General features: G+C 71.5%; 8 protein-coding genes. 6 read left to right on the forward strand and 2 right to left on the reverse strand.

The window, feature by feature from the left end; genetic code table 11:
* Positions 1 to 14: 14 nt before the first annotated feature.
* The 3 genes from ACIRQP_RS07955 (at position 15) to ACIRQP_RS07965 (ending at position 5,516) form a co-directional block, all read left to right on the forward strand.
* On the forward strand, positions 15 to 1,718 hold the full coding sequence (locus ACIRQP_RS07955) for a serine/threonine-protein kinase (RefSeq protein ID WP_403885054.1): 1,704 nt from the start codon (positions 15 to 17) through the stop codon (positions 1,716 to 1,718).
* 153 nt (positions 1,719 to 1,871) lie between these two features.
* Positions 1,872 to 3,524: a succinic semialdehyde dehydrogenase gene (locus tag ACIRQP_RS07960; protein WP_403885057.1), complete on the forward strand. Its 1,653-nt coding sequence runs from the start codon at positions 1,872 to 1,874 to the stop codon at positions 3,522 to 3,524.
* Between the two features lie 114 nt (positions 3,525 to 3,638).
* Positions 3,639 to 5,516 (forward strand): GMC oxidoreductase, encoded by a 1,878-nt coding sequence (locus tag ACIRQP_RS07965; RefSeq protein ID WP_403885060.1) that lies wholly within the window; start codon positions 3,639 to 3,641, stop codon positions 5,514 to 5,516.
* Positions 5,517 to 6,068: 552 nt separating this feature from the next.
* On the opposite strand, the gene ACIRQP_RS07970 is transcribed toward ACIRQP_RS07965, so the two are convergent.
* Entirely contained in the window at positions 6,069 to 6,500 is a 432-nt protein-coding gene (locus ACIRQP_RS07970) for a chorismate mutase (RefSeq protein ID WP_403885062.1), read from the reverse strand.
* 176 nt (positions 6,501 to 6,676) lie between these two features.
* Here ACIRQP_RS07970 and guaA point away from each other — a divergent pair, with 176 nt between their 5' ends.
* The 3 genes from guaA (at position 6,677) to ACIRQP_RS07985 (ending at position 10,445) form a co-directional block, all read left to right on the forward strand.
* Positions 6,677 to 8,263 (forward strand): glutamine-hydrolyzing GMP synthase, encoded by a 1,587-nt coding sequence (guaA, locus tag ACIRQP_RS07975; RefSeq protein WP_403885065.1) that lies wholly within the window; start codon positions 6,677 to 6,679, stop codon positions 8,261 to 8,263.
* Positions 8,264 to 8,411: 148 nt separating this feature from the next.
* Positions 8,412 to 9,677 (forward strand): hypothetical protein, encoded by a 1,266-nt coding sequence (locus tag ACIRQP_RS07980; protein WP_403885385.1) that lies wholly within the window; start codon positions 8,412 to 8,414, stop codon positions 9,675 to 9,677.
* Positions 9,678 to 9,926: 249 nt separating this feature from the next.
* The gene (locus tag ACIRQP_RS07985) at positions 9,927 to 10,445 is read left to right on the forward strand and encodes a DoxX family protein (protein WP_403885067.1); all 519 of its coding nucleotides are present in this window, start codon (positions 9,927 to 9,929) and stop codon (positions 10,443 to 10,445) included.
* Positions 10,446 to 10,601: 156 nt separating this feature from the next.
* Here ACIRQP_RS07985 and ACIRQP_RS07990 read toward each other — a convergent pair whose 3' ends face one another.
* Complete coding sequence (locus tag ACIRQP_RS07990) at positions 10,602 to 11,933, reverse strand: PspC domain-containing protein (protein WP_403885070.1); 1,332 nt, start codon at positions 11,931 to 11,933, stop codon at positions 10,602 to 10,604.
* Positions 11,934 to 12,007 lie beyond the last annotated feature (74 nt).

The raw sequence follows: 12,007 nt of genomic DNA on the forward strand, positions 1-12,007 counted from the left end.
GTGAGGATACGTACATGACCTATGACGGGGGACGGGTGAACGAGCCCACCAGTTACGAACTCAGGCCGCCGGACGCACCGCGGGTGCCGCCACAGAACGCGGGGCCGGGGGACACCGGATACCCGCCCACGCAGGATGCCCAGGTCCCGCAAGCTCCCGTGCCCGGGTCCGGGCCCGTGCTCGGGTCCGCCCCCGCCCCCGCCCCCGCGCCCGGGTCCGTCGCCGATCCGGCCGCCAGGCGCGTGCTCGGTGGCCGCTACCGGCTGGTGTCCCGGCTCGGACACGGCGGGATGGGCACGGTCTGGCTGGCTCACGACGAGGTCGTGGACCGCGATGTGGCGATCAAGGAGCCGAGGGTTCCGGACAATGTGGGCGAGCGCGACCGGGAGCGCGTGTATCTGCGGATGCAGCGCGAGGCCCGCGCCGCCGCCAGGATCGACCACCCCGCCGTCGTCACCATGCACGATGTGGTGATCGAGGACGCCAAGCCGTGGATCGTGATGGAGCTGGTGCGCGGTCAGTCGCTCGCCGACCGGCTCCAGGAGGGCACGCTCGACCCGCGCGAGGCGGCCCGTATCGGACTCGCCGTACTGGACGCGCTCACGGCCGCGCACGAGAAGGGCGTACTGCACCGTGACGTCAAGCCGGACAATGTGCTCCTCGGGCGCGGCGACCGGGTCGTCCTCAGCGACTTCGGGATCGCCCAGGTGGAGGGCGAGCAGGGGCTGACCGAGACCGGCGCGTTCGTCGGCTCGCCCGAGTTCATAGCGCCCGAGCGGGTGCTCGGCCGGCAGCCGGGCCCGGAGTCGGACCTGTGGTCGCTGGGCGTGGTGCTGTACGCGGCGGTCGAGGGCATGTCGCCGTACCGCCGTTCCCATGTCCCCGCCACGCTCCAGGCCGTGCTGTCCGCGGAGCCGCAGATGCCCGCGCGCGGCTCGGGGGCGTTCGGCACGCTCGTGATGCGGCTGCTGCGCAAGGATCCGGCGGCGCGGCCGGACGCGGCGGAGATCCGGGCGGTCCTGGAGTCGGTGGCGCGCCCGCCGGCCACTACCCGGCCGTACTCCGGAGCCGGTCCCGGGCCCGCTGCCACGGGCCTCGGCGGCTGGGTCCCCCCGGTGCTCCGGCGGAGCCGTCCGGCGCGGTACGGCCTGGGCGCGGGCGTACTGGCCGTGGCCGTCGCCCTCGTACTGCTCCTCGCCAACCCCTTCGGCGGCGGCGGGCTCCCCGAGGGCTGGGGGATCCGTCCGGAGAACGAGATCCTCCGCGCCCAGGTCGGGGTCCCCGACGACTACCGGCGCGAGCAGACGACCGATGACACCGGCGTCACCTACAACGACCCCAGCGGGGTCTTCGGCATCTTCATCGAGCGGAACCAGAGGCTGCCGGACAACGATCTGCTGGAGCCGAAGGCGGACGTCTGGAAGACCCACTACGAGCGCGGTGGCGTGAACGGTACGGAGATCAAGGACGCCAAGGTCACCAGCGAGGATGTCGAGCACCAGGGCAAGCCCGGCTTCGAGATGGTCACCGACTTCACCGACTACAGCGATTCGGACGACTTTCCCGTCCGCTACCGCTGGCACGAACTCGTCATCCCCGGCAAGGACGACACCTATCTGCGGCTGAGGGTGGCCATGCCCGCCCAGGGCGCGGCACTGAAGGACGGTGAGGAGCTGTACGCGACGGTCGCCGACCATCTCGACCTCGGGCAGTCGTAGCCAGGAGACACCTGCGCACGGTCAGCCGTCCCGGCCCGCCGTACACCGCTGATCAGGGGTTATGTGCCAGTGATCGCCGGCGTGGTGGGTGCCTGGCGAAAAGCTGTTACCGACGGGTACCCAAAGCCGGGATCGCGGAATACGCTCGCCATCATGACGGACTCGCAGGCTCCCGCCACCCCCACCACCGTCCATGACACCACCGGGGCCCCCGGGAGCCTCGGGACCAATCCGGTGGCCGCCGCGCCGGCCGGTGCGCGCACCGCGGCCGATGTGGTCACCCCCGAGGTGGTCGTCCGGCTCGCGCGCGGTGTCGTCGGCTCGGGCCGTACCGCCAACCACGCACCCTTCACCGGGGAACGGCTGGCGGAGCTTCCCGAGTCCACCCCCGAGGACGTGGCGGCGGCCTTCGAGCGCGCCCGCGCGGCCCAGCCCCTCTGGGCGGCGCTTCCCGTCCGGCAGCGGGCCGAGGTACTGCTCCGTTTCCACGATCTCGTGCTGGAGCGCCAGGCCGAGGTGCTCGATCTGATCCAGCTGGAGACCGGCAAGGCCAGGCTGCACGCACACGAAGAGGTCCAGGGGCTGGTCATCGAAGCCCGGCACTACGGGCGCGCCGCCGCGTCGTATCTCCGGCCGAAGCGCCACACCGGCGTCGTACCGGCCCTGACGAAGGTCACCGAGCTGCGCCAGCCGCGCGGGGTCATCGGCCAGATCGCGCCCTGGAACTACCCCTTGGAGCTGTCCGCGGGCGACGCGCTGCCCGCGTTCGTGGCGGGCAACGCCGTCGTGATGAAGCCCGACACCGAGACCGCTCTCACCGCGCTGTGGGCCCGCGATCTGCTGATCGAGGCGGGGCTGCCGCCCGAGGTCTTCCTTGTCGTCCTCGGCGAGGGACCGGTCATCGGCCCGGAGGTCGTCAGGCACGCCGACTACGTCTCCTTCACCGGCTCGACCCGTACCGGCCGCGAGGTCGCCAGGGGAGCCGCCGACCGGCTCGTCGGCGTCTCGCTCGAACTCGGCGGCAAGAACGCCATGCTGGTCCTCGCGGACGCCGATGTGGAGAAGGCGGCGGCGGGCGCGGTGCGTGCCTGCTTCTCCTCCGCCGGACAGCTCTGCATCTCGATCGAGCGGCTGTACGTCCATGACGCGGTCGCCGACGCGTTCCTGGAGCGGTTCGCCGCCCGTACGAAGGCCATGCGGCTCGGCAACTCCCTCGCGTACGGCGCCGACATGGGCTCCCTGGTGGGTGAACGCCAGCTGGAGACGGTCACCCGCCATGTCGAGGAGGCCGTCGCCAAGGGCGCCACGGTCGTCGCGGGCGGCGTCGCGCGTCCCGACATCGGGCCGCTCTTCTACGAGCCGACCATCCTGGACGGGGTCGACGCGCCGATGGCGGTGTGCGCGGAGGAGACGTTCGGCCCGGTCGTCTCCGTCTACCGGTTCAGCGACGAGGACGAGGCGATCGGCCTCGCCAACGCCACGCCGTACGGCCTCAACGCGAGCGTGTGGACGAAGGACTCCCGGCGCGGCCACGCGGTCGCGGCCCGGCTGCGCACCGGCACGGTCAACATCAACGAGGGATACGCGCCGACGTACGGCAGCGTGCGGTCGCCGATGGGCGGCATGAAGGACTCCGGTCTCGGCAGGCGGCACGGCTCCGAGGGGATCCTCAAGTTCACCGAGGCCCAGACGGTCGCGCAGCAGCGGATCCTGCCCATGGCGCCGTTCCTGGGGATGGACGACGAGAAGTACGCGGCTGTGATCAGCCACGGTCTGCGGGTCATGAAGGCGCTGCGGCTGCGGTAGTCCGGGACACGCCGGTTCATGAGCGCCGGTTCGTGAGCGCCGGTTCCTGAGCGCCAGGTCGTCACGCGGTTCGGCACGCGGTAGTTCAGCACACGGTCTCGATGAGGAGAGCCAGTGGCACAGGACAACCAGGCCCGGAATCAGGGCAAACGGCCAAGCCGCGCGGCGGCCCGCGACGGAAAATCAGCGGTCCGCGACGGAGAATACGACGACGCCGCGTACGACTACGACGTGCTCGTCGTCGGCTCCGGCTTCGGCGGCTCGGTCTCCGCGCTGCGGCTGACCGAGAAGGGGTACCGGGTCGGCGTCCTGGAGGCGGGCCGCCGCTTCACCCGCGCCACCCTCCCCAGGAACTCCTGGGACCTCAAGAACTACCTGTGGGCCCCCGCCCTCGGGCTGTACGGCATCCAGCGCGTCCATCTCCTCGGCAATGTGATGGTGCTGGCGGGCGCCGGGGTCGGCGGCGGCTCCCTCAACTACGCCAACACGCTGTACGTACCGCCCGCCGCGTTCTTCAACGACCCGCAGTGGGCGGCCATCACCGACTGGCAGCAGGAGTTGAAGCCGTACTACGACCAGGCGCGCCGCATGCTCGGCGTACGGCTCAATCCGACCATGACCCCCTCGGACGTCCATCTGAAGGCGGCGGCCGAGGCGATGGGCGTCGGCGACAGCTTCCATCTCGCGCCGGTCGGCGTCTTCTTCGGGGACGGCCAGGACGCGGACGGTACGGCGAAGACCCGGCCCGGGGCGGCCGTGGACGACCCGTACTTCGGCGGGGCGGGCCCCTCGCGCACCGCCTGCAGGCAGTGCGGCGAGTGCATGACGGGCTGCCGGCACGGCGCCAAGAACACCCTCAACGAGAACTATCTGTATCTGGCCGAGCGCGCCGGGGCGGTCGTCCACCCGATGACCTCGGTGGTTGCCGTGACGGAGGACGGGGAGGGCGGCCTCCGCGTCACGACGGTCCCCACCCAGGTGCGCGGGAAGGGCCGCCAGAAAGGCCGGACGAGAGTCCTGCGCGCCCGCCGGGTCGTGATCGCCGCCGGTACGTACGGCACCCAGACCCTGCTGCACACCATGCGGGACCGCGGACTGCTGCCGCGCCTCTCGGCCCGGCTCGGCGAGCTGACCCGTAGCAACTCCGAGGCTCTGGTGGGCGCGCAGACCGACGACCGGCGCTACCGCGCGCGGCACGGCGCGGCGAAGGCCGACTTCACCCGGGGCGTCGCCATCACGTCCTCGATCCATCCGAACGAGACCACCCATATCGAGCCGGTGCGCTACGGCAAGGGCTCCAACGCGATGGGCGCGCTGACGCTCCTTCAGGTGCCGTACAGCGAGCGGCGGGTGCGGAGCTGGCTCGGGAACGCGGCCAGGCATCCCATGGCGGCGCTCCGTTCGCTCTCCAACCGCCGCTGGTCGGAGCGGACGATCATCGGCCTCGTCATGCAGTCGCTGGACAACTCCCTGACGACCTACCGGAAACCGGGCGGCGTGGGAAAGGGGCTGCTCACCGCGCGCCAGGGGCACGGTGCCCCCAACCCGAAGCAGATTCCCGAGGCGACCCGGGCCGCGACGCTGATCGCGGAGGAGATCAACGGCTTCGCGGGCAGCAATGTGGGCGAGCTGATGGGTACGCCGCTGACCGCGCACTTCCTGGGCGGCTGCGTCATCGGGGCCTCGGCGGAGGAGGGCGTGATCGATCCGTACCACCGGCTGTACGGACACCCCGGCATCTCGGTGGTCGACGGCTCCGCGGTCTCGGCGAACCTGGGGGTGAACCCGTCCCTGACGATCACGGCCCAGGCCGAACGCGCGATGTCGTTCTGGCCGAACAAGGGCGAGCCCGACCCCCGGCCCGAGCAGGGGGCCGCGTACGTCAGGCAGGACCCGGTCGCGCCGGTGTCCCCGGCCGTGCCGGAGGAGGCGTTCGGGGCGCTGAGGCTGCCGTTCGTGGCGATGCCGAAGGTTCCGCCGAAGCGGGAGTGAGAGAGACTCCGCCGAAGCAGGTGTGAGAGAGACGGTGGGCGGAGGCAGAGGCAGACGCGGCGATGCGCAGCGGGGCGCTGCACCCCCCTCCGAGTGCAGCGCCCCACTGAGTCCGTGCGCGCGTTACACGGCGGCGTCGCTCCCGCGGAGCTTCCCAGGTGTGGGGTCACGGGTGAGGCCGTTGATGTCGCAAGCAAGACCCGTGACATGCGGGAATGGTTGCCGCGTTCTTCACAGAATCTTCAAGTGACCTGCGTCACAGGGATGAGCCTGTGGGAGCGGACACGAAGGGCGGTCGGCTCCGGGCGTCCCCGGAACCGACCGCCCCTGGGTGACCGGGCTGCTGTCCCCTGCCGACCGGTCACGAACGCCGGGGCGAGGTCCCACGACGCACCTGCGGTACGCCGCACGCCCCGGCGGAGCCACGCGTGGTTTTTCTCTGTTCTCAGTCTTTCCCGCACGCCCACGGCCCTGGCTGGGCATGGACGCACGGTCCAACGAAGCCTCGCGGGAACCGGTCACGCGCCGTACGGGTGAGAGCGGCACCCGAACTCAGATGCGGCCCCGGCTCAGCTCCAGCAGGGTCATCGCCAGCGCCGTACCCGGTTTGCCGAGGGCTTCCCGGTAGCGGCCGAGGATCTCCATCTCGCGGGAGAGGTTCACCCGGCGTCCACCGGAGGTGATCCGGGCGTCCTGGATGACGGCCGAGACCGCCATCCGTTCCTGGACGAGACCGATGATCCGGTCGTCCAGCGCGTCGACGCGTTCGCGCGCGTCTCCGATGAGCGTGGCGGCCTCTTCGGTACGGGCGCCGGTGTTCTCCGTGACAGTCATTCGGGGTTCCTTCTCGGGGGATGAACGGCCCCGGCGGCGACAGGGCCCCGAACGCGACAGACGCCCCGGGCCTTGTCGGCCCGGGGCGCCTGGGAAGTCGCTTGTCAGCTCAAGCAGCACGACCATGGCAGCCGGACGGGCCGGTGCCATAGGTAAAGACGAAGGTCAGCTGCGTGTGCATACGGACAGTATGGACCCCGCGCGGCCGCGCGGGGCACAGCGGGTTCGGATGGTGAGACGAGCAGCTGTCCTCGGCCGGTGTTCGCCCGCCGTTAGAATTGGGACCACGACACTCCACGTTCCATCACCGCCGGAAGGCCGCCCCCGTGCCAGCAGCACCCCCCGCCGCCGCTCCCGACGTCGTACTCGTCGTCGACTTCGGCGCGCAGTACGCCCAGCTCATCGCCCGCCGCGTCCGCGAGGCACGGGTCTACAGCGAGATCGTCCCGTCCTCGATGCCGGTGGCCGAGATGCTGGCCAAGAACCCCCGGGCGATCATCCTCTCCGGCGGCCCGTCCTCCGTGTACGCGGAGAACGCCCCGAGCGTCGACCGCGCGCTCTTCGAGGCGGGCGTCCCCGTCTTCGGCATGTGCTACGGCTTCCAGCTGATGGCGACCTCGCTCGGCGGCACCGTCGACAACACGGGAGCGCGGGAGTACGGCCGTACGGAGCTGCGGGTCTCCAAGACCGGCTCCACCCTCTTCGAGGGCACCCCGGCGGAGCAATCCGTCTGGATGTCGCACGGCGACGCCTGCTCCGCCGCGCCCGCCGGGTTCACCGTCACGGCCTCCACCGATGTCGTACCCGTCGCCGCGTTCGAGGACGACGAGAAGAAGCTGTACGGGGTGCAGCACCACCCCGAGGTCATGCACTCCACCTATGGCCAGCAGGTCCTGGAGCACTTCCTCTACCGCGGCGCCGGTATCGAGCCGACCTGGACCACCGCCAATGTGGTGGACGAGCAGGTCGCCCTCATCCGTGAGCGGGTCGGCACCAAGCGCGCGATCTGCGGGCTGTCGGGCGGGGTGGACTCGGCCGTGGCCGCGGCCCTCGTCCAGAAGGCCATCGGCTCCCAGCTGACCTGTGTGTATGTCGACCACGGGCTGATGCGCAAGGGCGAGACGGAGCAGGTCGAGAAGGACTTCGTCGCCGCCACCGGAGTGCAGCTCAGGGTCGTCGACGCGGAGGAGCGCTTCCTCACCGCGCTGGCCGGGGTCTCCGACCCCGAGCAGAAGCGGAAGATCATCGGCCGTGAGTTCATCCGGGTCTTCGAGCAGGCGCAGGCCGAGATCGTCGCCGAGGCGGGCGCGGAGGGCGAGGACGTCGCGTTCCTCGTCCAGGGCACGCTGTACCCGGACGTGGTCGAGTCCGGCGGCGGCACCGGCACCGCCAACATCAAGTCGCACCACAATGTCGGCGGGCTCCCCGACGACATCGAGTTCGAGCTCGTCGAGCCGCTGCGCAAGCTGTTCAAGGACGAGGTCAGGATGGTCGGCCAGGAGCTGGGGCTGCCGGACGAGATCGTCCAGCGCCAGCCCTTCCCCGGACCCGGCCTCGGTATCCGGATCGTCGGCGAGGTCACGCGCGAGCGCCTCGACCTGCTGCGCGAGGCCGACGCGATCGCCCGCGAGGAGCTGACCGCGGCCGGGCTCGACCGGGACATCTGGCAGTGCCCGGTGGTCCTCCTCGCGGATGTGCGGTCCGTGGGTGTGCAGGGCGACGGGCGTACATACGGCCATCCGATCGTGCTCAGGCCCGTCTCGTCCGAGGACGCGATGACCGCCGACTGGACGCGGATGCCGTACGACGTGCTGGCGCGGATCTCCACGCGGATCACCAATGAGGTCGCGGAGGTCAACCGCGTGGTCCTCGATGTGACGAGCAAGCCGCCGGGCACCATCGAGTGGGAGTGACGGGTAGCGCGCCTCTGGCATCAACACCGTAACGCTGTTGTCACCCGTCCGGGGCGCCTCTACGGCGCGCGGGTTGCCCTCCGTGCGGCAGAATTCCCTTGCGTTGCAAGGAAGTTCGGTGGATGGGGCGGGGAAGGCGGCGTTCGGCGTGGCGGTGCAAGAGGCGAGGCAGGGCGCGCACGGCGGTGGCTGTACGTGCGGGGACTGCCCGCACGGAGCGCGGGAGGGTCACCGGCGGGCGGTGGCCGCGTTCCTGGTGAAGCGGGACGAACTGGCCGCGGGACAGGGGCTGCCCGCCGCGGTGGCGCACTCGGCCGGGGCCTCCCGCCAGTGGGTCTCCGACGAACTCACCCAGTCGGCCAACGCGGTGGCCGACCGCAGCCGTGAGGCGGGCGACGCCTGGCTGCATACCGTCCGGCGGCGCACGCTGCTGGTGGTGTGGGGCGGGGTCGTTCTGCTCGCGCTGGTCCAGTCCGCGACCGCGATAGGTGCCGGCTGGACGCTCGCGCGTACGGCCGGACTGCTCGCCGCCCTCGTCGTCGCCGGGCTGCTGACCGCCGCCGCCCGGCTGCACCGGAGCCGCGGCGGCCTGCTCGCGCCGCTGATCGGCGAGGACAACCGGCTGTCGACCTCACGGACCGTCGCCTCCGCCTGGGTCCTGCTCGCCGTCTTCTCCGTGCTCGTCCTCGCCCTCCAGTTGGCGGGTGCCTCCGGGCCCGCCCGGCGTGACGAGCTGATCGCCGGCCTCGAACTGGCCCGGGGCGCGGGCATGGTGACCGTACTGGCCGTGGTGTGCGCCATCGCCGTCGTCGTACGCCGGGTGGTGGCCGTACGGGTCCTGGGCCAGCGGCTCCAGAAGGTACGGGCGGATCGGCCGCGGCCGGCCGATCTGCTCTGCGACGACGCCGGGCGCGGCAGCTTCACGGATGTGCAGTACACGCTGGTGAGCGCCGTCGCCGTGATCTTCTCGGCGGTCCGGCTGGCCCGCCGGCCCGAGCAACTGCCCGATCTGCCCTGGGCACTGGCGCTGCTGGTCGCGGTCTCCGCCGCCACCTATTTCGCGGGCAAGTACGCGGAGGGCGGGCGGCCCGTCGTCCTGTCGGTGGTACGGGCCAGGGAGGCGGGCGATCTGGACGCCCCGATCCGTACCGGCGACGACATCGAGATTCGCGGGGCCGGATTCGTACCGCCGGGCGCGGGCATCCCGGACCGGCTGGCCCGGATGGTCGTCAGGATCGGCGCGGTCCATGTCCATGTCCCGCTGGTGCCGGTCCCCGGCGGCTTCGCCAATCCGTCGGACACCTCGCTCACCGTGCCCGTACCGGTGGATGTGGAGCCGGGCCCCGTCGAGGTACAGGTCGTGACGGCGGCCGGAATCGAGACCAACCGAGTGATCGTCGAGGTCATGGATTAGGTCCTGTTCGGTCGAGTGGGGCCCCTTCTCGGCCGAGCGGGAGGTCCCTTCAGGTGTGAACGGTCGGGTCAGGTAGTGAACGGATTCGGCCGCTTACCGTTCAGAGTCTGTTGATGACTGTCCGATTCCGACAGGCTGATGGCTGGTTCACTGAGTGCCGGACGTGTCCTGATGCGTATGCATGGACAAGGCACGCGGGGACACTCGCCCCCGCGGCAGCGGCGTGGGACAGGGAGAGGCGGACCAGCTATGACGCACGGCTACCGGACGGACACCTATGGGCGGCTCGGCGACGAGCGGACGGGCCGGCGCGAGAGCGTCTCGCGCTACGCGCTCCTGCCGCTGCGGATCTTCCTCGGCGTCACCTTCATCTACGCGGGGATCGACAAACTCACCCAGGGCGGATTCTTCTCGGCGACCGGCGCGGGGTCCGTCGGCGAGATGATGCGGGCAGTCCGGGACAGCTCGGCCGTCCCCGCGCTGGTGGATCTGGCGCTCAAGAGCCCCTCGGGGTTCGGATACGCCATCGCCATCGGTGAACTCGCCGTGGGTCTGGGCACCCTGTTCGGGGTGCTCACCCGGCTCGCCGCGTTCGGCGGCGCCCTGATCTCGCTGAGCCTGTGGCTGACGGTCAGCTGGCAGAGCACGCCGTACTACTATGGCAACGACCTCGCCTATCTCATGGCCTGGCTGCCGCTCGTGCTGGCCGGTGCGCCGATGTTCTCGCTGGATGCCGCCCTGGCCAACCGGCGGCGGACTATGCGGTAGTGCGTCCAGGCGACCACGGACGCGAGGAAGAGGCCGCCGAAGATCAGCGGGAAGGCTACGTACCACGGTGTGTGCCAGGTGCCCGCGCCGTCGCCCGCGTACAGGACGGCCGTACCGAGCACCGTCAGCCCCACCACGAGCCGGCCCGGCCTGAGGTCATGACGTAGCACGGGTCACCTCCACCTGGCCGAGGCCGACTTCGAGTCGCAGCTCCAGCGTGCCCGCCGGAGCGGACCCGGCGCGCGGCGACAGTGTGCGCTTCCGTGACTGGTCCGGGGAGATGTCCACGTCGTTGGGCGGCTCCCCGGGGAGCCTGATGTCCCCGAGACCGGCCGTGGCATGCACCTGCACTGTCACTCCTTCCGGTACGACGACCTTGAGCTGCCCGGCGCCCACCTCGGCGGACGCACGGACCGTTTGTCCCTCGGGGACGGCCAGGCCGGCCAGATCGAGGGTGCCGATGCCGGAGCCCAGCCTGTACCGGGGCTCCACGGACGCGACCGAAGCGGGGGTCCAGTGCGGGCGGCCCCACCCCTCGGTGATGTCCTTGGGCACCGCCGCGCTGGCCCCGAGCAGCCCGGCCGTGACCACCGCCAGAAAGATCGTGCCCAGGCCGGTACGGCCCAGGAAGCTGCTGACCACCAGCCCCAGACCGAAGACCGCGAGCGCGGCGGCCAGACCGATCTCCAGGCTCGGGCCGAACGAATGGCTGTCCCACGTCAGGCCCGTGCCGAGCCCGCCCGCCAGCAGGGCGAACAGAAATACGGCGCCGCCGATCCTGCGCGGGCCCCGCGGGCGCGGCGTCCGTACCAGCAGCGGGGTCGTGCCGCCGCGCCGCTCCCGGGGCTCCTCGACGGCCTCCCGCGGACCCCACAGATAGGCCGTCTCGGCCGGGCGCCCCGTGGTGCCGTCCTTGACGATCGGGTCGCGCCACCACGAGGGGGTGGCGCCCGGCGCCGGCGGCGCCTTGGTCTCGGGGGGCGCCTCCGCCGCGGTGTGCGCCGTCGCGGAGGCGGGGGACGCGCCGTCGGACGCGGCGACGCGGCGACGCTGCGACCAGACGGCCGAGCCCACGACCGCGATCGACAGCATCGCGGCGAAGGAGAGCGTGCCGTCCTCGCCCAGCATGGACAGGAACAGTCCGCAGCCGACCAGCGCGAGCAGCACGGCGATCAGCGACGAGCCGTCGCCCCGGCCCAACAGCAGTCTGCGCAGCTCGTTCTCGTCCTCGCCCTCCAGCGGGATCACCAGCCAGGCGATGCCGTAGAAGATCAGCCCGATACCGCCCGTCACCGTGAGCACCCCGATCACGATCCGGAAGATCACCGGATCGATGTCGCAGTACCGCCCGAGGCCGCCGCACACCCCGGCGACCGTCTTCCGACGCTGGCTGCGCCGCAGGTCCGGGGGCAGGGGACGGGACGACACGGGGCCGGGGGCCGATGCCGGGGGCGGCGCGGCGGGCGGCGCGGGGGGCGGCTGGGTCATGCGTCCATGGTGACGGCGCGCGGGCGCGGGCTCCAGCGGCCCCGACCCCGGTCTGTCCCTGATATTGGCTCACG

The sequence above is a fragment of the Streptomyces sp. NPDC102274 genome, assembly GCF_044766385.1.
In the GTDB taxonomy this organism is placed as follows: Bacteria; Actinomycetota; Actinomycetes; order Streptomycetales; family Streptomycetaceae; genus Streptomyces.

Coding starts and splice junctions, on each gene's coding strand:
- ACIRQP_RS07955 (WP_403885054.1), top strand. CDS start 15: ATGACCTATGACGGGGGACGGGTGAACGAGCCCACCAGTTACGAACTC.
- ACIRQP_RS07960 (WP_403885057.1), top strand. CDS start 1,872: ATGACGGACTCGCAGGCTCCCGCCACCCCCACCACCGTCCATGACACC.
- ACIRQP_RS07970 (WP_403885062.1), bottom strand. CDS start 6,500: ATGGCACCGGCCCGTCCGGCTGCCATGGTCGTGCTGCTTGAGCTGACA.
- ACIRQP_RS07985 (WP_403885067.1), top strand. CDS start 9,927: ATGACGCACGGCTACCGGACGGACACCTATGGGCGGCTCGGCGACGAG.
- ACIRQP_RS07990 (WP_403885070.1), bottom strand. CDS start 11,933: ATGACCCAGCCGCCCCCCGCGCCGCCCGCCGCGCCGCCCCCGGCATCG.